16 protein-coding genes are annotated in these 26,130 nt (G+C 44.3%); 3 read left to right on the top strand and 13 right to left on the bottom strand.

Annotated elements, in window-relative coordinates:
* Positions 1–195: 195 nt before the first annotated feature.
* The 13 genes from BDI_RS17975 to BDI_RS17915 all read right to left on the bottom strand — a co-directional run bounded on the left by BDI_RS17975 (position 196) and on the right by BDI_RS17915 (position 18,291).
* A complete protein-coding gene (locus BDI_RS17975; RefSeq protein ID WP_005859266.1) occupies positions 196–573 on the bottom strand; it encodes a hypothetical protein in 378 nt (125 codons plus the stop codon).
* A 37-nt stretch (positions 574–610) separates the two neighbouring features.
* On the bottom strand, positions 611–1,774 hold the full coding sequence (locus BDI_RS17970; RefSeq protein WP_005859268.1) for a PP2C family protein-serine/threonine phosphatase: 1,164 nt from the start codon (positions 1,772–1,774) through the stop codon (positions 611–613).
* A gap of 11 nt (positions 1,775–1,785) precedes the next feature.
* On the bottom strand, positions 1,786–2,637 hold the full coding sequence (locus BDI_RS17965) for a sensor histidine kinase (protein ID WP_005859269.1): 852 nt from the start codon (positions 2,635–2,637) through the stop codon (positions 1,786–1,788).
* Positions 2,638–2,639: 2 nt separating this feature from the next.
* Positions 2,640–3,770 carry a sensor histidine kinase gene (locus BDI_RS17960; RefSeq protein WP_008779247.1) on the bottom strand — a complete coding sequence of 377 codons (1,131 nt, stop codon included), beginning with the start codon at positions 3,768–3,770 and terminating at the stop codon, positions 2,640–2,642.
* Between the two features lie 15 nt (positions 3,771–3,785).
* Entirely contained in the window at positions 3,786–4,886 is a 1,101-nt protein-coding gene (locus BDI_RS17955; protein WP_008772737.1) for a sensor histidine kinase, read from the bottom strand.
* A 19-nt stretch (positions 4,887–4,905) separates the two neighbouring features.
* Positions 4,906–6,690, bottom strand: a complete 1,785-nt coding sequence (locus tag BDI_RS17950) for a TonB-dependent receptor (RefSeq protein WP_012056084.1) — start codon at positions 6,688–6,690, stop codon at positions 4,906–4,908.
* A 9-nt stretch (positions 6,691–6,699) separates the two neighbouring features.
* On the bottom strand, positions 6,700–9,699 hold the full coding sequence (locus BDI_RS17945) for a tetratricopeptide repeat protein (protein ID WP_012056083.1): 3,000 nt from the start codon (positions 9,697–9,699) through the stop codon (positions 6,700–6,702).
* Between the two features lie 246 nt (positions 9,700–9,945).
* Entirely contained in the window at positions 9,946–10,464 is a 519-nt protein-coding gene (locus BDI_RS17940; protein ID WP_012056082.1) for an NUDIX domain-containing protein, read from the bottom strand.
* A 103-nt stretch (positions 10,465–10,567) separates the two neighbouring features.
* Positions 10,568–11,554, bottom strand: a complete 987-nt coding sequence (locus BDI_RS17935) for an ROK family protein (RefSeq protein WP_005859281.1) — start codon at positions 11,552–11,554, stop codon at positions 10,568–10,570.
* 168 nt (positions 11,555–11,722) lie between these two features.
* The gene (locus BDI_RS17930; protein WP_005859283.1) at positions 11,723–12,100 is read right to left on the bottom strand and encodes a VOC family protein; all 378 of its coding nucleotides are present in this window, start codon (positions 12,098–12,100) and stop codon (positions 11,723–11,725) included.
* 47 nt (positions 12,101–12,147) lie between these two features.
* Entirely contained in the window at positions 12,148–12,870 is a 723-nt protein-coding gene (locus BDI_RS17925) for an MBL fold metallo-hydrolase (RefSeq protein WP_012056081.1), read from the bottom strand.
* A 126-nt stretch (positions 12,871–12,996) separates the two neighbouring features.
* Positions 12,997–14,871, bottom strand: coding sequence for a RagB/SusD family nutrient uptake outer membrane protein (locus BDI_RS17920; RefSeq protein ID WP_012056080.1), 1,875 nt, complete (start codon positions 14,869–14,871; stop codon positions 12,997–12,999).
* A 36-nt stretch (positions 14,872–14,907) separates the two neighbouring features.
* Positions 14,908–18,291 carry a SusC/RagA family TonB-linked outer membrane protein gene (locus BDI_RS17915; RefSeq protein WP_041525703.1) on the bottom strand — a complete coding sequence of 1,128 codons (3,384 nt, stop codon included), beginning with the start codon at positions 18,289–18,291 and terminating at the stop codon, positions 14,908–14,910.
* Between the two features lie 561 nt (positions 18,292–18,852).
* On the opposite strand from BDI_RS17915, the gene BDI_RS17910 reads away from it, so the two are divergent.
* The 3 genes from BDI_RS17910 to BDI_RS17900 all read left to right on the top strand — a co-directional run bounded on the left by BDI_RS17910 (position 18,853) and on the right by BDI_RS17900 (position 26,126).
* On the top strand, positions 18,853–22,260 hold the full coding sequence (locus tag BDI_RS17910) for a SusC/RagA family TonB-linked outer membrane protein (RefSeq protein WP_005859291.1): 3,408 nt from the start codon (positions 18,853–18,855) through the stop codon (positions 22,258–22,260).
* A 31-nt stretch (positions 22,261–22,291) separates the two neighbouring features.
* The gene (locus BDI_RS17905) at positions 22,292–24,151 is read left to right on the top strand and encodes a RagB/SusD family nutrient uptake outer membrane protein (RefSeq protein ID WP_005859293.1); all 1,860 of its coding nucleotides are present in this window, start codon (positions 22,292–22,294) and stop codon (positions 24,149–24,151) included.
* A gap of 229 nt (positions 24,152–24,380) precedes the next feature.
* Positions 24,381–26,126 (top strand): DUF6057 family protein, encoded by a 1,746-nt coding sequence (locus tag BDI_RS17900; RefSeq protein WP_005859295.1) that lies wholly within the window; start codon positions 24,381–24,383, stop codon positions 26,124–26,126.
* The last annotated feature ends 4 nt before the right edge of the window (positions 26,127–26,130 follow it).

Raw genomic sequence — 26,130 nt, 5'->3', positions numbered from 1 at the left:
GTTTATTCGTATAATGCTCATTTACAACCTATAACGTAAGCTCGTCATAATAGGCATCGTTAAAGGCTTACAATGGGCATTATAAAGTGCTTATAATGGGCATTCTTAGCACCTAACATTGCCCATCGTAATTTGTAGAGACGGGGCATGCCCCGTCTCTACAAGATATACAATGAATTTATGTTTCTTTGGCTATCAATCTTCCACCGGAGTAATCGTATAGTTATGCAGACAGAAGAACTCCTCGGTCAGTATAGCCGGAGGGATCTTCCCGTCTTCCAAGGAGTATGCCTCTCCACTGAACCGAACCTCCAATCCCTCTTGCTGATAAGCCTTCGGCATATCTTCCACATAGTAATTACCCACAAAATCGATCGGCTTGGAGCAAACGATGGCCCATAGATTCACCCGATCGTCCCAACGAATACGACCAAACTCATCAACTAGATCCGTCCTTCGCCCATGCTCATGCTTATCCTCATGCTCATGCTCATCATCACCGCAAGCGGTAAAGCCTAGCATGGTAATAGTACACAGGCAAAATGATAAAAATACAGAAAATGCTTTTTTCATATAAGTAAACTTTAAGAAATTACCTTTATCCAGATGATTATCCTTTATAAGTCAGCGCCAACATCGTAATATCATCGCTCTGCGTAGCGCCGTTCACGAATGATTGGACGGATTCGGATATACCTTCGATCATGGATTTGGGGGATTGGTTCTTCACGGAGCTACAAGCCTCTACCAAACGGATATCTCCATATTGCTCATTCCGCAGGTTCATCGCCTCACTGATTCCATCCGTATAGAGGAACAAGCTGTCTCCCGCTTCCAGTTTCAAGGATTGTTCTTTATAAGCTAATCCCGGCACGACTCCCAAGGCCATCCCACCAGTCATCGGCAAAAGAGATACCTTATCGTTCTTACGAATCCAAACCGGACGATTATGCCCCCCATTGCAATAAACCACGTCGCCCGTATGGATATTCAAGATCGCATAAAAAGTAGTGACAAACATCCCATTGACACTCTCACGGCACAATAGATCATTCGATTCCTTCATGCAGACCGCCGGGGAAAGCTGCCTAAGCGCCGTAGCACGGATCACCGTACGGCTGATCGCCATGAAAATAGCGGCGGGAATCCCCTTATCCGACACGTCAGCGATCGTAAAACCCAGATGATTATCGTCCACCAAGAAGAAATCATAGAAATCACCCCCCACGGCCTTCGCCGCGCTCATGGTCGCGTAGAGATCGAATTGCTTATATTGCGGGAACGGAGGGAACTGCTTCGGCAAGATCGATTGCTGTATCTCACGTGCCACGTTCAAGTCGTATTGTATCTCCTCTAGCTGATGATGTTCCTTTTGGGCCTCCTTGATAAAAGAAATCTGCTCGACCGCCTTCTCGATCGTACGTTCCAGATCCTCCATATCGATCGGCTTGGTAGCGAAGTCGAAAGCACCATGGTTCATGGCGGTACGAATATTCTCCATATCCCCATAAGCCGATACGATGATACATTTCAAGGCCGGGTTACGCATCTCGTTAATCTTCGTCAGCAATGTCAAGCCATCCATCTCCGGCATATTGATATCGCTCAATATGATATCAAAGTCCGGATGGTCCAACATCATCCTCAACGCCTCCAAACCATTATGGGCAAAGGAGAACTCATACTCTCCCTTACGGATCTTCCGACGGAAATATTGGGTTAGCAACGCTTCCAGATCCTGTTCGTCGTCTACGCTTAATATCTTGATCGCCATAATTCTTCTGTTTATTTCGTTAATGGAATAAGGAATATGAAACGGGTAAACTCACCCTCTTTCGATTCCACCTCTATCTTCCCGTCATGCTTCTCCTCTATAATGGATCGAGTGATAGATAGCCCCAAGCCAGTTCCCTCTCCCACCGGTTTCGTGGTAAAAAACGCGGAGAATATCTGCTCCCGGATATTCTCCGGCATACCGATACCATTATCCTCGATACTTAATCTTAAAGAATCTCCCTCCTTCCGTAGATCCACGGATATAACCGGCTCATACCCGATCGGCGAGAGCTTGGATTTACTATAGACCGCATAGCAAGCGTTATTCATGACATTCAATACCGCACGGCTCAAATCCTGCGGGATCACTTTCAGCATCGGAAGCCCCTCCTCGTAATGCTCCCGGATCGCAATATTGAAACCTTTATAGTTCGCTCGCATCGAATGATAAGCCAGCCAAACATATTCCTTCACCAGATTCTTGATATCCGTAGGGATGTACTCGTCATCCTTCCCTCTGGAATAAAGCAAGATACCCCGGATGATACTTGTCGCCCGGTTTCCATGTTCCTCGATCTTCTTCAAGTTACCATGCAAATCGTTAACGATCTCGCTAAACTCCTCATGCAAGGCGGTCAGCTTCTCCCAAGATTCCGGAGGCAAGACATCTTTCTCTTCTTCTAATATATCTTCCAAGTCATCCACTAACTTAGAGGACAGCTTACTGAAATTGATGACAAAGTTGAGCGGATTCTGGATCTCATGCGCGATCCCGGCACTCAACATACCTAAAGAAGATAATTTCTCTAAGTTCTTCACTTGCAAACGTAGCCGTTCTATTTCCTTACTCTGGTCTTCCATATCTATTCCTCCTCTTTAGGCGGTGTAATTGTTTTCGGTTGATATACAGGGATCGTAATTAGAAACTGGGTATATTCTCCTTTCTTACTCTCCACCTCGATGGTTCCCCGATGGTTTTGCACGATCTCACGACATAGGTAAAGCCCTACGCCGGCCGCTTCCCCCGTTGTCTTTGTCGTGAAGAAAGGAGCGAATATCTTATCTTTTATATTCTCGTCGATACCGGACCCATTATCCCGGATCGTTATTTCCAGCATATCCTTATTGACTTTCAATCCAAGGAATATCTCCGGACTAAAAGTCACAGTCTCCGATTTCTTCAACAGGGCATACATGGAATTTTTCAATATCCCGGCCAGAACCTTACTGAACTGCTCCACGTTTACCTCCATCATCAAAGACAGCGTCAAATTATCGAAAACAATCCGGATATTCTTCTCTTGAATATCCTGCTCATACGTTTTCTTCAATTTATCCAAGGCAATCCGGCATAATCCGTTTATGTTGGTAAGCGTAAGATTACCTCTTCGGTCTTTCAGCAATTCCTCCATCGCCTTAACGATACGGACCGTATTGAAACCATGCTCGGAGATCTTCTCCAAATTACTGGTCATCATATTCAGCAAATCTACCGAGTCATCATACACATCCGGTTTCAGATGCTCTTTCTGACTATCCAGATTTTCCCGGAGATCCTTGGCCAGCCCCGATGTCAAATTCGCAAAGTTATTGATATAATTCAGAGGGTTCAAAATGCGGTCCACCAAACCTTGAGTCAATTGTCCTACGGTAGCCATCCGTTCCTTACGGACCAGCTCGTCCTGCGCCTCACCCAAGGCTTTCAAAGCGGCCGCCAATTTCTCGGATTCCTCTTGGATCGCGTCTTTCTCCGAACGGATCTCCTGCGTACGCTCCTCTACCTCTTTTACCAAATACTCTTTTTGTTTGAGTTTCCGCTTGAAAACCAACTTAGAGATCTGGCAAAACAGAATCAAGAAAAGCAATCCGATCCATTCTTGATGACCGAACTTCACAGATACACAAATACCGACCAAGCTACCCAGCGTAACCCGCTCGCAAAGTTTAATCCGCCTTTTTAACCGATCGATCTCGGTATGTAAATCCTGTATCATGATGAACCTCCTTTCCTAACTATAAATAGGCAACGTAATCGTAACTTCCGTATATTTATCTTTCTCCGACTCGATAGCGATCGTACCCTTATGGTTCAACACGACCTCCCGACTCAAGTAAAGACCTGTTCCTGCCGCTTCCGCGGTCGGTTTGGTGGTAAAGAACGGAGAAAAGACTTTCGTCTTTATCGTTTCTTCTATACCGACGCCATTATCACGGATAACCACTTGCAACTTATCCGCTTGAATACGCAATACCAACGAGACAGAAGGCTGATATCCCGGCTCTCCGGCCTTTTTCAAGACCGCATATATACTATTATCCAATATCTGCGACAAGGCTTTTCCCATCTGATCGATATTCACCTCGATTGTCAACGGTACGGAAAGCCCGGAGAATGATAGATCTACTTGATTCTTCTCGATCTCCTTCGCATAATTCTTTCGCAAGATATCCAGATTGACCTTACATAAATCATTAATATCCACGCAGGTTCGATTCGCCGAATGATCTTTCAGCAATTCTTCCATCGCTTTTACGATTCGCACCGTGTTATCACCATGCTTGGCGATCTTATCCAGATTGCCGGTCAAAAGAACCAGCAGTTCTTGCGTATCATTATAATTATCGTGTTTACCGGTCTCTTCGTCCTCATCGATATTCTGCTTGATATCTTTCGCTAATGCAGCAGACAAATGAGCGAAGTTATTGATATAATTCAAGGGATTCAAGATACGATCCACCAGACCTTTCGTTAATTGGCCGATCGATGCCAGACGTTCCTTACGAACCAACTCGTCTTGAGCGTCCGCCAAGGCAGAAAGGGCACGGGATAGTTTCTCCGACTCCGCTTGCATCGCATCCCGCTGGAAACGCAATTCCATCGTCCGCTGTTCAACGAGATTAGAGACGAACTGTCTTTTTCGCAGACGGAATTGCGTATAATACTTTAACAGGAATAGAAGGACTACGGCTCCCACCAAATAATAAACCAGTTCTTCCTTCTTCTGGTAAACCGCCAAGGCGATCCACGCCGTCCCGATCACGGTCAGCGTCTCGATCACCCGCATCCTCCAGCGAAGGCTTTCCAGTTGTTTGATATTTATGTCGCCCATCCTTCCTGTCCTCCGGATATCAGAAATTGATATTCACGCCCAACATCGCATTAAAACTCTGCATCGGATAACCGTAATACAGTTCGTACTTCTGGCAAAGAATATTGGTCAACTTGGCATAAACACCAAAGGTATCGTTGAAGGTATAGGTACCTGTTAGGTTTAGCTCGTTGATGTTATCCATCTTAAACTCATTCATTTTATCGTACGTCATACCAGTGTTCCCATTGACACCCCAAGTCCGTACATTCGCATAACGTCCGGTAGCCAAATAATAATCCAAAGCGATAGATAATTTCTCAATCGGGCGGATGGTCAGGTTCGCATTCAGTTCCATTTCCGGCTTCCCCCACGCATGAGGCAACTCGCCTTCATCCGTTTCCGCTTTCCAATTATTATATACACCTTTCAAAGCAATATCGAACCATTGTTGATAACTATACTTCAAGTTGGCTCCCACGAAAAGTTGCTTCGTGTCGATACCCGGCTCCGCAACACTGAAACTGCCGAAATAATTCGCTGACCAAACATCAGACTGAGTAAACAGCACATCATCGCTCGTTATCTTATATCCGGCGAACACATCAAACCAAAAGCCCGGTGCCACGCCGCTCCGGATACCCAAGACAGCGTCCAGCCAATTGCGCGAGGGCAATAGTTCTGCCATCGGGTAGAGGTAGCGGTTCACACGCGACATCTCGTACATGCTGTTGGAGTACATCTTGCCGCCAGCGTTCACGTATAGCTCCGTCTTGTCGGCCACCTCCACATCGGCGGCTACATTCGGAGAGGCCATGAATTTTGTCTCGTCGCCCGTAGCCAGCATCACGTTCGCACCCAGCTTTAAATTCCAATTATCACCCTCTACCTTATAATAAGGCGACAACATCGCCTCGACATGGTTCTTGAACTCATATTCATAACCTCCTACCTCCGGCAAACTGTAATTGAAATATTCGACCAAACCGCCCAAGCCTACTCGCATATTCCCATTGAAACCAGCGTTCAGATCAAACTTTGCCTCTAGAGTATGCTCCGTAGGGCCGTCCATCACCCTACTTAATCCATATTTATGCGAGAAATTAGTATAACCTAAGTCCAACAAATAGCCAACCTCAGCCTCCTCCTTCGACTCGAAACCTATCGTAGCAGCGATCGTCTGGTTCACTTGGTTGGTTTCGCGATCTCTCTGTAACAAATCCTCCGAAGGGGCATAACTGGATGTAGTATCAGACAATGCCGCCCCATAATAATTGAATGCGGAGTAGCCGTACTTCGCTCCGATACTGAATATCGTCTTCTCGAAAGCGTGCTTGTAGTTGATGCCTCCCAAGTTGTCATTGATTTTCGCCTTGACATCATAATCCTTTGGCTTTCCGTTCGTGGAGCGATGCGAATACCATAGATTCAGCTGATCCTTCTCAGTACTCAGGATATGATAGCCCAAGTCTCCGTTGATATTCATGCGCGTACCCATACCAAAGTTAAAATATCCCCGACGCTTGTTGTAATCCATCTGCGTCATGATATTTCCGGAAGGCAACAAACTAATCTCTTTCTGCGGATCGGCGGCGATCGTATAATTCGAGTAATCGATCGGGATCTTACGAACCTCCGGCTCTTTCACCACGGGAAGCGTATTTACCTTGCTAGCGTCCTGCACGGAAGGATCATACTCCCGTTCAAGCGTCATCTCTCGGTTCAGGTTCTTTTCTTTCGTAACATCCTCTTGCGCACTCGCAGCAGCAGCCGAACCCAGCAAAGCTACCACACACAACGCCTTTACATTATATATAGTCTTCATCGCTTTCTTTTATTTCTTTAGTTTACCCAATCTGTCTTCGATCATCGCGGCGATCTCATCATCGCCCTTGTAGTTGTTTTGCAAACTGGTCAGATATTGACGAGCTTGGAAATCATCACCTTGGCGGATATAAATATCAGCCAACAAGATAAAGCCCCGTGCCAACCAATATTGGTGAGGCGTACCGTTCTCGATGAAGTTCATCAAGACAGTCTCGGCATTCTTATCATCCTTATTATCATAATACAATTGAGCCAATAGATATTTAGCCTCCGCCCCGTGTATCGTACGGGTATCCTTGCTGATCTCCTTCAAGTCGGCCAACGCCTTGTTCTCCTGCTTCAAGCTGATATAAGCCTTCGCACGGACATAACGGGCCTCGGACATAATCTCGGGAGATAGCTTCGGTTCCTTCAGCAAATTGTTGGCGGCAAGCAAAGCCTCTTGCGGCTGACCGGTCAACTCGGCGCAACGCATCAAGCCCAATTTAGCGGCCTCCTTATTCTCCGGATTCTCCGCTACCGCCTGTAGATGCTTGAAACTTTCCATAGCGGCGGCGTAATCCTTATCCAGATACTCGATCTCAGCCTTACGAGCCCAAGACTCTTCCCTGAATTTCGTATCACCGCTCTCCAATACCAACGAGAACAGACGTTTCGCCTCCTCCAGATCTTTCTTGGCAAAAGCGATACTTGCCAAATAGAAATTAGCGTTCGAGCTAAACGCTCCCTGCGGGAAGGTTTGCAAATAATTCGTCAAGCTACGACGAGCGCCCTCATTATCGCCTCGCATAAATAACTTCTCGGCCGCCAGATAGGTCAAGGAGTCTTGCTCACTCACCTCGAAACGAACATTTCCACCTAACGAATTCGCATAGGCGGCAAACGAATTGATATCGTTCAGCTCGATATATACGGACTTCAAATCTTGCAAGGCCACTTTCGCCTCCTCGCTACCCGGATAATTGCTAATCACGCTCTTATAAGCATCGGCCGCTTTCTCCGGCTGATTGTCGTTGAAGTAAATCAAACCAAGCTGTACGCCGGCCTTACGAGCCAGACTGCTTTGCGGGAAATCACGCATCAATTGCTCAAAGCTTGCCGCAGCCGCTTGATTGTTATCCAATAACACGTAAGAACGTCCTTTCTCGAACAAGGCATCATCCACATATTGTGATTCCGGGAACTCACGGATCAAGCGATCCATCACGCTGATCTTTCCCTTATAATCTTTCTGCAATCCCAGCAAGAAGCCCTTCTGATACACCGAATAATCTCCGGCGGACGGTTGCAATTGCGCCGCACGGGTATAATTCTCTTCCGCCATAGCGAACTGACGGTTGTGGAATAAACAATCGCCGATACGATTATAAGCGTCCGCATAAGCCGGAGTCTGCTGATTGCTTTCCAAATTCACGTATTGACGGAAGCGGTTCAACGCCTCGCCATACTCTTTCAATTTGAAGTAGCTGTAACCTAAGTTATAATGTGCCAAGGCATACATATCCGTATTACGTTGGCGGGTATTATTCAAATAGGTACGATAATCGGAAATCGCCTTGTTATACTCACCTTGGCGATAATAAGATTCCCCACGCCAGAAATAAGCGTCGTTACGAGATTCCAGATTATAAGCGCCCAACGAGATCGCACGGCTGAAAAGATCGACCGCCTTATCCAATTCCATATTCGTGAACGCCTGCGTTCCCAACTGGAATAAGATATCTTGCTTCGCCTCCAAGATCTTCGTGCTCGGATGCTTGATCTTATCGATAGAGTTCAGAGCCGCTTGATAGTTCTTGGTAGTCAAATAAACCTCCACCAGATAATCGTTTACCTTATCGGCATATTTGGAATTCGGAAAATCATTCAAGAAATCCTCGAAGATTGTCACCGACTCGCCAAAGCCCGTGAAAGCGGTCTCGTGGATCAATAAAGCGTAATTATACATAGCCGCCTCTTTCACTTGCTTATCGAAAGAAGAAGTCGCGGCAGCCTCGAAGGCCATACGGGCGTTATTCTTATCTTTTAATTTCAGATAACTTTGCCCCAGATACAGATAAGCGTTCTGCGAAAGGGCATCGTTCTCACGTACGGTCCGCCCCAAAGCGTTCACGGCGCTACTGTAATTACCCTTATTGTAATAACATACGCCCAAGATATATAAATCGCCCCTCAACGGGCTATCCGTCGAGGATACATATTTACTCAGCATATTAATCGCCTGATCCTCATTTCCCAGATGATAGTAGGCGTTACCCATGATACGGTAAACCTCGCTATTGTTCTCGCTATCCGGATAAGAGGCTAGCAATTCCTTACCTTCGCTGATCACTTTCTCGTATTTATTCTGGATAAAATAAATTTGCGTGATATAGCACAAGGATCGCTCTTTATAATCAGGCAAGTCCTTCAAGCGGGTAAATTCCACCAAGGCATTGTTGTATTTACCGGTTGCGTAATCGATATAAGCGACATAATAGGTAGACGCTTCCCGGTACTTCGTTCCAATCTGCTCGATCCGTGCGAAATAACCACGGGCCTTCTCCATATCCCCGATTTGCAACAAGGAATAAGCCAGACGGAAACAATAAGCCTCCTGTTGTTCCGGACTTAGCATATCAATGTTCGATTCGTTAAACCAAAAGATAGCTTTCTGATATTCTCCCTGTCCGAAATGGGCGGAACCGATCAAGAAGTTCACCTCGTCCGCATGACGGGAAGCCGGGTACACATCCAGATAATCTTTCAATAACTCAACGGCATTGGGACGGCCTTGCTCATAAGCGGAGTAGACCAACATATAATCGGCTTCTTGAATCAAGTCAGCATCCGTGGAATGCTGTTTATACGCCTCCAGCTTATCGATGCAACCTGAATAATTCTTCAAACTAAACAACTCCTTGCCTTCGACAAACAAACGGTTCGGCGCATCAAATTGATACGATCTCTGCCCGCTTGCCATGTGGCTGCCTACTACCAGACACAGCGGAATAAGTATTCTTTTCATCACTCATTTGCTTTTTAATACAAGCACTTACTTCAGTGCCTATTCGTTCTAATTCGCAAATATAAGTAATATGCGCCAAACAGAAGGCAAGTTCTATTAATATTTAGGACAACACGTTCTAAAATTATCTCTATGGAAGATGATACACCTTATAGGGAGAAGATGTATTATCTTACAACGACAAGATGTATCATGTTGCAACGATAAGATATATCATCTTTCATTTTCGTACAATTTTCCTAATTGTTATTTTCTAAGATAGGCTGGTACCGCCTTTCGGATAGAGTCTAAACCGAAGTCTTCCGGATTCACATCCTCCGGGCGAAGGATCACGATCTCGGCGGCATCATCTTCCGCATGCACGTTATTGAAATCATCTACCAAGCACTCATAAAACATATCCAGCGTATGCACCTCAAAGCCGGAATACATATATAAATTAGGCAAGGAAAACAAATAACGGCAATTCTGGATATGCAACCCCGTCTCCTCCCTTACTTCCCGGCGAGCGGCCTCCTCCCCCGACTCAAACATATCGACGAAGCCACCGGGCAAATCCAATGTACCTTTAGCCGGCTCTTTTCCTCGGCGAACCAGCAATAACTCCCCCTTAGCGTTCTTTATGAAACAAGCGACAGCCGATGACGGGTTGAAATAATAAACAAAACCGCACGCCATACATTTTTTCGCTTTCTCGTTATGTTCCACGAAAGCTTTTGCCCCGCAAACCGGGCAAAACTGAAATTGATACAACGGATGTCTCATACTTTATGATTTATAATTCAATTAAAAACAACAAGCCGCACCTAAATATAGATGCGGCTTGCCTTATTTCGCAAATGTCTTTTCGTTATACGTAAAACCGGATTTAGACTTCCAAACCAGCGCTTTGGTCTCTTACTTCCCAACCCAAAGCACTTGCTCCTAATACGGCAGCGTCGCTCTCTTTCAATTGAGAGAATAATAATTTAGTCTTACCTGCGTAAACCTTCAACATATTTTTCTCCATTGAACGTTTAATCGGGTTCATGATCAAATCGCCAGCTTTCGTAAGACCGCCAAACAAAATGATAGCCTCCGGGCTAGAGAATGCTACGAAATCAGCGAAAGCCTCTCCCAACATAGAGCCGGTAGCCTCGAAAATCTCAAGAGCGATCTTATCATTCTTCATAGCTGCGTCGTATACGTCTTTTGAAGTGATTTCATCCGGATCCAAGTCGCGAAGAACACTCTCGTCCTTACGGATTTCCAGATATTCACGAGCCGTACGAGCCACACCGGTAGCTGAAGCATAAGCCTCCAGACATCCTTGACGACCGCAACCACACTGACGACCGTTGTTACGACGCATGATAACATGGCCCAACTCACCGGCAAAACCGTCATGTCCGTATACCAAGTTACCACCTACTACGATACCGCTACCCACGCCGGTACCCAAAGTGATCACGATAAAATCTTTCATACCGCGAGCGGCTCCATAAGTCATCTCACCGATAGCGGCAGCATTGGCGTCGTTTGTTAAAGCAACAGGAATACCATCAATCTGTTCGCTGATCAATTGAGCCAAAGGAATCTTACCTTTCCAAGGCAAGTTCGGAGCGAATTCGATACATCCGTTGAAAAAGTTTCCGTTCGGAGCACCTACACCCACACCTTTAATCTTATCCGGACCACCAGCCTGATCAATAACAGACTTCAGACCTTTAGCTAATTCCGCTACATAGTCATTAACGTCTGCATATTTACCAGTCTTAATTGATCCACTATACAAGATTGTTCCTCTTGCGTCAACTACACCAAAAACAGTGTTGGTACCACCTATATCGATACCTACTACATAAGGCTTCTCCATGATTTTATATTTAGGATTAATAATGATTTTCCTCTTTCTAGGTAGCAAATATAAGAGGTTTAACACAAGTTGCAATACGATTTGAAGAAAATTTTACAGATTCCTGTCATTTTATCTTCTTTTTTCGAAAACTTATGTTAAGCAACATTGTTATATAATAATGGAGAATTATCGCAACGGTAATATCTCGATCCAATAGTCATCCGGATCATTAATAAAATACAATCCCATCTTGGTATTCTCGAAGCAAACCGCTCCCATTTCCTTGTGGTATTTACGTACCTCCTCATAATCGCCGGCTACCCGGAAACAAAGATGGCTCTCATTGTCGCCTAGCTCATAAGGTTCTTTCCGGTCACGCAGCCAAGTCAGCTCCATCAAGAAACCGGTTTGCTCATCCGTTAGATAAACCAAGATAAACGAACCGTCTTCCGCTACCTTACGATGGTGCTCTTTCAATCCCAACGCTTTATTATAAAAAGCGATACTCTTATCCAAATCCAATACATTAATATTGAAATGGTCAAATCTACCTTTAACTTCCATACCTAATAAATTTATGCGTTTAAAATAACCTATACATTAATAATATATTATATATCCGTCCCTTCTCCCGGAACAGACAATACGATATAACGACATCCTTTCGATTCGGCGTAAGGGCCGAAAGCCATAACCTCCGCCGGACGTTCCCAAAAGTGCATCGGGACAAATACGCTTGTTTTTATACGATCGATAAATTGCTGGGCGCCCCTCATGAAATCGGTACTCAAACGAGGATCGACCGGGAACATGACGAGATCCATCACAGAGGTTTCTGTCGCTATTATATCCAGTTCCTTCAAGTAATTACCCTCAGCCTCGGCTACCTCTTGCGGGGTGGACTCGTCTTTCCAATGCCAATTATTCAAGTCGCCGGCATGGAAGATCCGTCTGCCTTCTGTCTCTATCAGGAAAGAGATCCCCACATCCGTGGAACCAAATGCCTTGATGGTCAGAAGTTCATCTTGATAGGCATCCCCCTTCTTCAAATAAATAGCATCATCAGCCTTGGCCCTCCGACGCTTCAATATATCCTTGGAAAAGATATATTTGATATCCGGCTTCTGCTCTTTCCATTTCAATACTTCCGGATTAAAATGATCCGGATGGAAATGCGACGCTAATATATATAATGTGCCCGCACGCTTCAAGAGTTCGCTACGCACGTATCCCTTGGCCGGGTCCGGATCGCTATCCTTGAAATAATCGATCAAGATCGAAAAGCCATCCGCTTCCAAAGCGAATCCGCTATGATAAATATACACCAATCTCATAATGATCCTCATTTATTGTTTATCTTAAGAACACCGAACCTCACCGGGTTGTTGAATTCACGGTACAAATATACAAAAGGCCGGACATATCACATGCCCGGCCCACAATGATTATCAACCTACAATTTATTTCCAGTTCTCATTCTGGACTAATACGCCTTCCATGGTGACAATTTCATCGTTAGGGATCGGAAGTGTCACTAATCTATCCGGATACGTAGCCGATTGGTACTTCAGCAAATATCTCTTTTCATAAGCCAAGAAGCCCGAACCTTTATTACCCAGCTCCTCAGAAGCCGCATTCCAGCGCACAAGATCATACCAATGATGCCCCTCCATCGCCAACTCGATCCTACGCTCGAAACGCAAGGCTTTTATCGCCTTATCCACTGTCCAGCCACTCGCGGGATACAAGCCGATGCGATAATTAGCCGCCGTATTAGCAATGGTATTTCCGCTCACCTTATCCTCCAATACATATGGAGAAGAAGTTAAAGCCATATTGTTATTCGCGTCGGCAGCCATGATACAACTTTGTGCGGCACGTGCGCGAACTTTGTTGATATATTCTCTGGCAGTATTGATATCACCCGTTTCTATACAAGCCTCAGCATAAAGCAGGTAAAGCTCAGCTACACGCATCAAGTGGAAGTTCTTGGCAGTTGAGCCACCGGTTGTAGTCAAGCTCAAGCCTCCCTTATCCGCCTTTTTCGGCAGATTCTTCTTATTCAAGAACGGACCGCCATTCGCCAAATCACGAATCCAGCCATCGATAGTAACCGGTATATCCCAATCCATATAGGGGACATTGAAACGACCCGCAGATACGTCAACCCGAGGATCCGTATAAACCGTCAAATCCGTATGAGGTACATTATCGCCATCAATTGTTGTAACCGAGGTTTTGCTTTGATACGACTTATCGAGATAAGGCAGTCCATATTCATCCACCATATGCGCATTCACCAAGTCATAAGAAGGCTGGTAGAATCCCCAGCCGGAACCAATCTTGCCAGACAATGAGATATGAGAGTTACCATTGATCGCATTGGTATAATACTGCGTACCGGAGATTGCCATCTGGACGTCAAACACAGACTCGCCCGTCCAGTCGCTCTCGCCCGCCGTGTAAAGCGTCTCATAACTCGGGGTCAAGGTATATTTCGTGCCCTTGCTATCCGTACCATTAGCGATAACCGTTTCTAAAATCGATTTAGCCTCCGTCCATTTGTTGGAGGTTCCATTCGTTCCATTATAGGGAGAAGACTGGAATATTCTCAGTTTCGCCAAAAACGCTCCAGCCGCCCATTTGTTGGCACGACCGGGCTCTTCCGGCCATGCGCCGGGAAGATTATCATAAGCATACTGCAAATCTTCAGCCACCTGTTCCCAAATATAAATATAGTTACCGCTCTCATCCACATTCGATATCAGTGGGTTCACGGACGACTCATAATCCTCCAAAGATACATAAGGAATAGCCGCCCCAAAATTCTTGATACCCTCAAACAAATAAAAACCACGCATGAAACGAGCTTGGGCTATGGCCTCGGTATAAAAATCTTTCTCCTGTCCCGGTATAGCGGAAAGCTCATCTTTAATCAAACCGGCCAAATGCATGACATTATTAGCACGAGCCACCGCATCGTATACTGCCACCCATTTACGCTTGATATAGGAATTATCGGTCGTAAAGCTAAAAGTCTCCAACAACGTGAAGTCCGATTGGTCCGCAGCCGTTGACCCCTTATTAGCGTCACCGCCCATCACATCACCATACGTATAGTTTGTCAAGCTTGCCCCAAAATAAGAGTTAGTCGTAGCCGCCGGAATATTTAACGCTGAATACATGCCGGTAAGAAGATAATTAATACCTTCCTGATCCGTTAAATTGGTTTCATTAACCGCACCTACTGGTTCGATCTCCAAGAAATCGGAACAAGATGTGCTGCCTAACGCGAGAACCACCGCCATCGCAAAATATATAAGAACTTTTTTCATAATGAATTCAAATTAATCGTTTATAAAGCACATACGTTAGAATGTCACATTCACACCCATCAAGAACTGACGAGGCATACCATAAGATCCATAATCGATACCTTTATTCATATCGCTTGATACATATTCGTTCTCGAACGAAGTATGCGAACGAACCTCCGGATCCAATCCATCATAACCGGTTATCGTAAACACGTTACTGATCTGGCCGTATACACGTATCTTCTCGAAACCGATCTTCTTCAGCAACTTCTTAGGCAATGAATACCCCAAAGTCAACGTCTGCATCCGAAGATAAGAACCATCTTGCACATAATTGGAGTTCGATTCGTTACCAGCCTCGGGGCCCTCGGTCGAGGTCGTTGTCCACAAAGGATAAATACCGTTCGGATTATTCACCGGATCCCAAGATTTCGCCAAACGATCTTTCGAATAATTAGACTGCAAGTTTCCAAACATCGTATAGTACTCGTAGTGTTTGTACAAATCATTTCCAATCGAGTAATACATGTAAGTACTTAGATCAAAATCTCTCCAAGTCAAAGAGATATTGAAACCTCCGGTCAAATCAGGATGAGGATTACCGATAATCGTACGGTCATCCGCGTCGATCTTACCATCGTTGTTCACGTCTTTCATCTTATATCGGCCTACCCATGCGGAAGCGACCAAATCGTTTTCCGTAGCCACACCATAAGGCAGAACGCCCGAGGAAATAACATCTTGCTCATTTTGATAAATACCCTCAATCTGATACCCGTAGAACATTCCGACAGGTTGGCCCACCGTAGTAATATTCACCTTGCTCAAACGAGTATCGTTGAACAAATCAGAAGATCCCAACCGGGTAAGCTCATTCTTGTATCTTGAGATGTTAGCCGTGATGTTATAACCGAACTCGCCAACTTTGTCCCTCCATCCAATGGACAAATCAACACCTCTGTTCTTCATATCACCGATATTGATACTAGGCTTTGATGCGTTACCAACCAGCGCAGACCAGTTAGCAGGCACAAGCAAGTCTGAGGTATTCTTTACATAAAAGTCAAATCCGGCGGTCAATCGGTTACTCAAAGCCGTAAGGTCGAAACCTATATTAAACATTTTTGTGGTTTCCCATTTAGCGTCCGAGTCACCCAAGTTCGAGAGCACATAACCGGGAGAAGTCTCTGAATCCGATCCCGTGATAGGATACATATAATAATTTCCCGTACCATACTGGAACGCATAGTTGTAAGAACCAATATTCGAATTACCGGTCGTACCATAACCGGCACGCAGCTTAAAGTCATCCAACCATTTCCGGGTAGGCTCCATAAATTTCTCGTCAGACATACGCCATCCCAAGGAGGCGGAAGGGAAGTTACCCCAACGGTTCTTGGAGCCAAACTTGGAAGAAGCGTCGCGGCGAATCGTGAATGTCGCCAAATATTTACCCTTATAAGAATAGTCCGCACGTCCGAAAAGGCCGAACATAGTCACTTTTCTTTGATAACGGCTAGAGTTACCTATATTAGAAGAAGAACCATTATCCAGTGTCCAAGTATTCGGATCGCTCTCGAAGATGTAATCGATACGGGTTCCTTGCATATAACGGCCGACACCTTGTTTGATAGCCTCCGTACCCAAAACAACGGTAATATTATGATCTTCATGAATCTTCTTGGTATAAGTAGCCGTATTTGTCCACTGCCAGTTCAAACGCCAGTTGCCCGTCTCAGTCAATGTATTGTTGGCAGAAGCCTCTTTGTTCGCCATATTTTGACGTTCGGTCATCTCCAAACTCCACATACCATTCAAGCGAGCGCTAAACTGAGAACGAAGCTTCAGACCTTCGATCCAAGGATTGGAAAGCTCGGCAAAAACCGCAGTCTGTCCATGAAACATGCGTGTCCAATCATTCTCATTCATAGCTACCTGATGCACGGCGGAAATATCACGGCCCGCATTAGGTGCCACGGATCCCGTATAATCACCTCCTACATTATATATAGGTACCCACGAATTCATGGTATAAGTCTTAGCGAACGTGTTCGCATCTCCTTGACGACCAGACTCTCCTCCCGTTTCCATAGCGGCAAGGTTCGTATTTTGGCCCATCGTGAAATACTTATTAGGATTATAGGTCGTATTCGTACGTAAAGAGTAACGTTTGAAATAAGAATTCTGGATCGTACCCTCTCGATTTGTATAACCCAAAGAGACAGAATAAGTAGCTTTCTCGCCACCACCCACCAAAGAGATCTGGTGATCTTGGATCTTTCCGGTCTGTACAATCTCATCGTACCAATTGGTACCCTTACGAGCCTCCGCATCGGAATAACCGTCGGCCAACATCTGATAATACGCGGATCGGGCCCAAGAGCTGCTTCCATCGTCTACATACGACTTTTCCCAAGCCTCTACGCTCCCATACATATCAATAATCTGCTGTTCGCTATAACCGGCCGGCTTAATCGCATAAGGCATCGAAATACCTTTACCACCCGTAGCGGCGATTTGCCCGAATTGAGGATGAGAGGTTGCCAAACCACGATAGTTATACAGATTCTGCTGTCCTAATTCCTCGAATTCCATCGATTCCCAACCGTTCAACAAATCATAACCGCTGTTAGCCATCTTAGCGACACCAAAATATCCATTATAAGAGACACGAACACGATCAGCACGCGTACCCTGCTTCGTCGTAATGATAATTACGCCATTCGCACCTTGTGCACCATAAATAGCGGTAGCTGAAGCATCCTTCAACACTTGCATAGACTCAATATCATTCGGGTTTACGGAACTGATATCCACCCCGGATACACCATCCACAACAATCAACGGGTCTGAACTATTAAGAGAACCCACACCACGAATACGGATCGTAGTCTCACCGCTGGGACCTCCGGAATTAGAGATATACACACCGGATGCTTTTCCTTGCAAAGCCTCGGCGAAAGTCGCCACCGGAGTCTCGTGGATAGCGTCTGTAGAAACAACAGCAACAGAACCGGTAATGTCCTTCTTCGATTGCGTACCATATCCAACTACTACCACTTCATCCAAAGCTTGAGTATCTTCCACCAATTGAATCCTCACATTCGTCTGACTACTTTTTAAAGGAATTTCTTGACTGACATAGCCAATGTAAGACACAACTAAAATCGCATTACTAGGCACACCGTCTAAAATAACACGTCCGTCCATATCGGAGATATTTCCGATAGTGGTTCCTTTAACAAGGACATTTGCCCCTACAATTGGTCCGGCTTTGTCTGAAATAGTACAAATGACTCTACGTCCATCTTGTTGTAGGCTACGAGTTCCTACGTTTGGTGTTAAATCGCCAACTTCCGCAGCGATGATGGGATATCCGTCGCAAAGGAATAAAGAGGCTCCCAGAAACACCTGTCTCCAAAATACTACATTACTCATAAAATTAGAATTTAAGGTATAAATCAAAAAACACAATCTACTTAACAATTTGATTTTTTCATATAGACACAACATCACAGCTTGTAGCTATTACTCATCTATAATACTTATGGTCTAAATGTTTTTTCATAAAACGACTAGTTGAAACGATCGTTTCATTTAGTCGTTTGTAAAGATCTGTCTTTTTTTTGACACATGCAACTTTTTGTTCATTTTTTTTTATTTTATCTTATTGCTAATGGGAAAGATAACCTTTTCTTCCCACAAAAAAGCTCTTCTTTTTCAAATCCTCTTTCCCCCTTCTCGAAAACGCAAGATTTAAACGATCGTTTCAACTAGTCGTTTTTTTTAATATCATGAAAAAAACAAGAAGTGATTTTCATAATTAAAACCATGATAATGAAGAAGCTACACAAAAGAAGTTGAAAAGAAGAGAGTGATGTTTACTTATTTTAAGATGTAAACAGATGTAATATACCTTAGAGGTATGAGAGAGTAGTGAATTCATTTTGTTAAAAGTTTGTGTTTTTTATTTTATTATACCTTAAATTCTAAATTTGTATGAGAAATGTTGTATCATGGAAGCCATTAGTCTTAGGAGCTTCTTTTCTTCTGTACGGAGCCGGAACGGCCTTTGCAACAGAAACAGATCATCTGTATCCTACACCTAGTACGGGATTTATGAGTGTCCAGCAAGATGGACGACAGATTAACTGCCACATCGTGGATAAATCTGGTCCTATCGTTGGAGCCAACGTAGTCGTAAAAGGAACTACTATCGGAAATATTTCTGATATGGATGGACGAGCCATTATAGAGAATGTGCCCGCAAACGCCATCTTAGTAGTCTCTTATATCGGATACGTAACTCAAGAGGTTACTTTGAAGAGTAATCAGACAAACATCAAGATCACGCTGGTCGAGGATTCACAAGCTTTGGATGAAGTCGTCGTTACTGGTTATAGTACACAAGCGAAGAAGGATATTACCGGATCTGTGGCTGTTGTCGCTACGGATGAGTTAAAAGAGACTCCTGTTTCCAATTTCGCTGAGGCTTTGCAAGGAAAAGCTGCTGGTGTATTTGTACAAGCAGGTGGTGGTCCATTAGGGGAGACAACGATTCGTATACGTGGTGTGGGTTCCGTAAACGGCTCAGATCCGTTGATCATTGTCGATGGTGTACAAGGAGTAGATATCGATGCGGTAAATGCGAATGATATTGAATCCATGCAGATCTTGAAAGACGCTGCTGCTTCCGCTATTTATGGAGCGAAAGGTGCAAATGGTGTTATCGTTATCACGACTAAACAAGGAAAAAAGAACGACCGTGTACAAGTATCTTATAACGGTTACTTCGGTGTAGCCAAGATGGCCAATGACGGTTATGGTCTGTTGAACGCTTGGGAAGCTATGGAATTCCAAGAAGAAGGGCAACGTAATTTATTCAACTACCGCGGTGGCCAAACAGTAAACCACGCCCAGTTCGGTTCAATAGGTAAAGACGGTACAGGTCATTTAACAATGCCTTATGCTATCAAACCTGCTGGTTATAGTAAAGAACAGATCATCTCTCAATACGGCAGTATCGCAGCTTGGGAAGCTTCTTACAAAGACAATGGTGAGAACACTTGGTCTCGTTCCGCTTACTACCAAATGCTTGAGGACGGCTACTCTGAGGAAGAAGCTCGTGCCGGCACGAATTGGTACGACGAAGTAGTTCAAACCGGTAAGGTGCAAGATCACCAGATTTCTATCACCGGAGGTGGTGAAAAAGCGACTTATTCAGTAGGCTTAGGCTACATGAATCGTGAAGGTACGATCAAGGAGTCATGGTTCCGTCGTTATTCCTTGCGTGCGAATACAAACTTCTTCGTGAACAAGTGGTTCAATATCGGTCAGAATACCAACATCGCCGTAATCGAGAACTCAGGAGAACGCGGTCGTCAAGGTGATGATAATACCTTCGGTAAGACCTTCTCCATCCAACCTTGGGTACCTATCTACACAGTTGGCGGTGATTATTCCGGTTCACAAAATGCCGAAGGAGGACGTGCTGAGAGCGCACCAATGTCCGTTGATTATGGCAAGGACAATCGTCGTCGTTTCTTACGTGCCCAATCAGCTATCTACGCAGAGATTATGCCTTTAGAAAGCCTTGGAGAGAATTTGAAGATCCGTACTCAGTTCAGCGCACGTTTAGGTGGCGCATGGGACTTCTGGATGAACAAACGTACGATCATGACCAATAAAGAAGGACGTAACAACAACGAGTTCTACGAGCAAGCAAACTATTGGTTAGATTATCAATGGACAAACACCGCTACTTATAGCAAAACAATCAACGACGATCATACGATCAATGCTGTGATTGGTACAGAGGCACTTCGTGAGGGTTTAGGACGTTGGATCCAGGCAGGTCGTATCAACTATCCATTCGAAGATGATCCCAACACTTGGGTAATCAACAACGGTGCTAGCTCTGACTTAAGAAATAGCGGAAACCAGAACGCTGTATCCACCATGTTCGGTATGTTCGCTCGTGCGGACTATGCTTACCAAGGTAAATATTTGGCTACAGTTACGGTACGTCGCGACGCATCCTCTCGTTTTTCTGAAAAGAATCGCTGGGGTACATTCCCTTCTATCTCTTTAGGTTGGCGTATGTCGGACGAGAAATTCATGGAGAAATCACGTACTTGGTTAGACGATTTGAAGATTCGTGCCGGTTACGGTACAACCGGTAACTCCAATATCGATTCATATAACTGGGCATTCCAATATGGTACTGGTAACCGTTATCTCTATAGCATCAATGGTTCTGACACAGAGGTATATCAAGGATTTGGCGTAACCAATCTTGGTGATATCGAGGCAAAATGGGAAACATCTAAGATGTTTAATGCAGGTTTCGATATTACAGCTTTTAATCAACGATTAACCGCCAACTTCGACTACTACATCAAGAAAACTTCTGATATGTTGATCGATGCCAACTGGTCTGCTTTGGCCGGTGCCGCTGACAAGCCGAAAGTAAACATCGGTGATATGACGAACAAAGGTGTTGATTTGAATATTACTTGGAATGATAAAATCGGTGAGGTAGGTTACTCTGTAGGCGTAAACTTGTCGCATTACAAGAATAGACTGGATGAGATTGGTACTGATGCCGGAATCTTTACCGGAACTCGTATTTCCAACATGAACGTATTGATGAAGGGACATGCAATCGGTGAATTCCACGGTTATCAGCTAGATGGTATCTATAAGAGTGAAGAAGAAGTCCGTAACTATAAGAATGATGCCGGTGGAACAGTATTGCCATATGGTACATCTGATGCTTCTACGTTAAACGCTGCCAATTATGTAGGTCAGTTCAAAGTAAAAGATGTGAACAACGATGGTAAGATCGACGCTAGTGACCGTACATTCATTGGAAACCCACATCCGGATTTAACAGGAGGTATCAACTTAGGTGTTAACTGGAAAGGATTCGACTTAAGTACTTATATGTACTTCTCCGTAGGCAATGATCTATTCGCCATGTATAAATATTATACACATTATGGTTCCTTACAGTCCGCTTATTCTAAAGATCGTCGCGACAATTCATGGCATCCTGTAACCAACCCTGATGGTATCTATCCTATGTGGGCAACCGCTAATGGTGAGAGTACAATCGCCGCAAATGAGTCTAATTCCGGCTATATAGAAGATGGTTCATTCTTACGCATGCAAACGTTGACTTTAGGTTATACACTTCCAAAGAGTATTTTAGATAAAATCAAGTTTGAGAAGATCCGCATCTATGGTCAAATAGCAAACGTATTCACATTGACTGGTTACTCCGGACTAGACCCACAGGTTCGTACAGATACAGACGGTCGTTCCAATGACCGTACGATGGGTACCGATTTCGGTTCTTATGGTATGCCACGCCAATTTATCATGGGTGTAAATGTGACATTCTAACAAATATTTGCTAACTAAAAATTGAAACAAGATGAAAAATCTATTTATATATGCGGCAGTCATTGCCGCCACGATGGGAAGCATGACTGCTTGCTCCGATTTCTTGGATGTGAAGCCAGTCACAAATAAACAGGAACCGGATTTTGTATCGCAAGAAGGTATTACTCAGTTGCTAACTGGTATGTACGCTAGATTAAACTCTACAGATGCGAATGATGGATACTTCCGTTCGACATTGACCAACTATGTATATGGTGACGTAATGGGAGGTGACGCAAACAAAGGTTCAACTTTCCAAGACCAACCAGACTTTACCAGCTTGGAAACTTATACATTTACAACTGACAACGCTTATTTTGAAACAAAATGGGCACATAGTTACCATGGGGTATTCACCGCAAACAACGTAATCAAGGTAGCGGATTTAGCAAAAGAAGAGCTTTCGGCTATAGCAGGCCAAAGTAAAGACTTCTATACGGAAACAATCGCCCAAGCCCGCTTCATACGCGGTTTCTTCCATTTCGAGGTCGTAAAATTATTTGGAGCGGCTGTTCCTTATGTAGATGACATAGCCATGAAAGAGAACGTGAACCCACAAGTCTCTAATGTGGATGAGAATGGGAATTATATCTATATCTGGGATAAGATAGTAGAAGACTTGCAGTTTGCCTATGACAATCTGCCCGACACTTGGACCGAGGCAGGACGCGTAAACAAATGGGCAGCTGGCGCTATGTTGGCTAAAGTAAAGATGTACCAATCCTCTCCATATAACGGAAAAAATGGAACGTCTAATCATTGGACTGAAGTTAAAACGATTTTGGAAGATGTAATCGCAAACGGAAAAGATAACAAAGGCACTAAGTTCCGCTTGGCAGATACATACGAGGAACTCTATACAGCAGGGGAAAGTGACTGGACAGGAGAATCTGTATTCGATGTCCAAGCTGCAGTTTCCGGCACCGTAGAACAAACTGCCAATATCAACGGAGCTTGGCACATCGGCTTCAGCGGAGCGTTAGGAACTGGAGGTTGGGGATTCTATCAACCCTCTTATGATATGGTCAACGCTCATATTGTTGACGCAAACGGATTACCTAAAATGGATGATTCTTATCGTAATGATCCTGCGTTATCAACTTTAGACGAGAACAATTTACCTCACACTGATTTGACCGTCTATACAGACCCTCGTTTGGATGTTTCTACCGGTCGTTTCGAGACTCCATTCTTAGATTGGACAGTGCCAAATGCGTTGGATGGTTGGGTACGTGATGTTTCTAACGGAGGTTTATACCTAAACAAGAAGAATATCCCTAGAAAAGCCGATAAAGGAAGCTTATCTAACACGACGCAAACAAACTCCACTGCTAAAAACTTCCACTTGATCCGTTACGCAGACGTATTGCTTTGGTACGCTGAAACCTTGATCGAGTTAGGACAGCCTCAACAAGCAGGTGAATACATTAATCAAGTACGTGCTCGTGCCGCCAATAGCTATGTAAAGGCAGTAGATCCGGCAACAATGACCGAGGCTAGTTCTACTTATGTTTTGGATGACAAGATTAACGGGAAGCAAAGTACAGATGCTGCCGCAAACTATCGTATAGGTTTATATCCACCTTCTCAATTCGCATCAAAAGACAAAGCGCTGGAGGCACTGCGTTGGGAACGTCGTATCGAGTTAGCGATGGAAGGTCATCGCTGGTATGACTTAGCTCGCTGGGGTATCGCATCCGAGGTATTAAATGATTTCGTGAAATACGAAGCTAAGCATTTAGGTAAATATTCCAATAGTACATACAACGCAAAATGGGCAACAATGCCTATCCCTCATAATGAAATCTTAAAGATGGATGGTCTTTTAGTTCAGAATGAAAACTGGAAATAAACAAGTGGGTTAACAGTCAGAAAGGGCAGCCGGGCATGTGATATGTCCGGCCTGCTTTTTAATCCCCAAAAGTAAGTTAACTTACTTTGCTCACGAAGTTAACATACTTTGCCAACGAAGTTAACTCCATGTGCCAATTAAGTTAACTTCGTTTTGTGTAGATTGGTATTTCCGATAAAAATCGTATCTTTGTTTGACTTTAAATCAAAATGAAACGTGTACTCTAGCCATGAGATATAAACAAATACTCCTCGGTTTGATCCTGTTTGTCCTATTAGGGGGTTTCTTGCAAATAACCGGCAAGTTTCATTTCTTCTATATCGAGCAGCTTCAACTATTCCAGTTTTCCGAAGATTATCTTGCGGATAAAATCAGCAGTCCGGGAGGTTTATCTTTGATTATCGGGGAATTCTTGACACAATTCTTTATTACGCCTTATGCAGGGCCTTTCATTATCGCAGCTATACTTACGTCTATCGGCTTAACAATGAGGGAGATCATCCTGCAAATTAATCCAAATAAAGAGCTCTTCCTGCTTTACTTACTCCCGGTTTTATTCTTATTATTGATTCAATACGACTTCAATTATTTAGTACAAGGCACTATCGCATTCCTATTTTGTTTGATTAGCCTGAACGCATGGATGCGCATAAAAGATCCCTGTTACCGGCTATCCGCCGCATTGGTAATCACCCCACTACTTTTTTGGATAGGAGGACCGATTGCCGGGCTATTCTCATTAAGTGTGGTTCTCAAGGAAGCGATAAGCCGTTCCAAACAGGGGTTCTATTTTTTAGCGGTTTTAATTGAATACCTGTTTATCGGGATCGGAAGTGTCTGGTCAACTACCATCACCAGTTATCGCTTCGCATTCTTACCGGACGCTTTTTACCACCCGATTCTGGCGGCTCCCAATCTCATCTATTTCGCATGGGTCTGTTTACCGCTTAGCTTGATCGGGGCATTCGTATATCCTAAAGGCAAAAACCAATCAAAGAAAAAAACAGGGATAGAGCTTACCGTTCAATTCATCCTAATCCTATTCCTTTGCTGGGTAACGATTCCACGGTATAACGACCAGAAAGCCTATCCTCTAAAAGTCTTGGATTATTATGCCCGTACCGAACAATGGGACGAGATCATCCGGCATTGTCACGGGCCGATCAAAAACTATTTATATTTAACTTACTTAAATAGGGCACTTGCGGAAAAAGGGGAGTTGGCAGACCGGATGTTCGCTTTTGATCAACACGGTCCTCAAGGGTTACTCGCCTCTTGGAACAAGACCTTTACGGTCTCCACCCTGTTAAGCGACGCCTATTTTACGCTAGGGGAAATCGCATTATCGCAGGAGATGGCTTTTGAAGGGTATGTCACCGTAATTGGCGCCGGTAATCCCCGGAACCTGCAACGGCTTGTTCAAACAAACTTGATTTACGGAACGTATCCTATCGCCGAGAAATATATCAGTATCTTAGAAAAAACATATGCCTATCATGATTGGGCCAAACGGCATAGAGGCTTCTTATATAACGACAAAGCGATTGAAGCTGATCCGGTATTAGGGCCTAAACGAAAAGCTCTTCCGAAGGAAAGTAACTTATCCGGTATCAACGGACTGGAACATGATTTACTTATCCGTGCGGAACAAGATCCGGAAAATCAGCTCCCGATCCAATTCACCGGGGCTATCTATCTGCTGTCTAAAGACATGAAAGCTTTCCAAAGGCTGATAGAAAAGTATTATGGAACACCGGTACTCCCCTCTCTCCCCGTGAGTTTCCAAGAGGCTGTTATCCTATTAGCAGAGAAGGATGTGGATTACTGGAAGCGTTTTAACGTATCCGGAAATGTGATCCGCAAATTCGCAGGTTATCGGAATTTAGTCGTGCAGAACCGGAACAACCCACAACTTCCGCAACTTATAAAGAAGTCGTTCGGAGACACTTATTGGTCTTATTATACTCTAAAATGATCAA

It is taken from the genome of Parabacteroides distasonis ATCC 8503 (genome assembly GCF_000012845.1).
Taxonomy (GTDB): domain Bacteria; phylum Bacteroidota; class Bacteroidia; order Bacteroidales; family Tannerellaceae; genus Parabacteroides; species Parabacteroides distasonis.
Note: the sequence above shows the minus strand (reverse complement) of the source record. Positions and strands in the feature narration are given on the sequence as shown.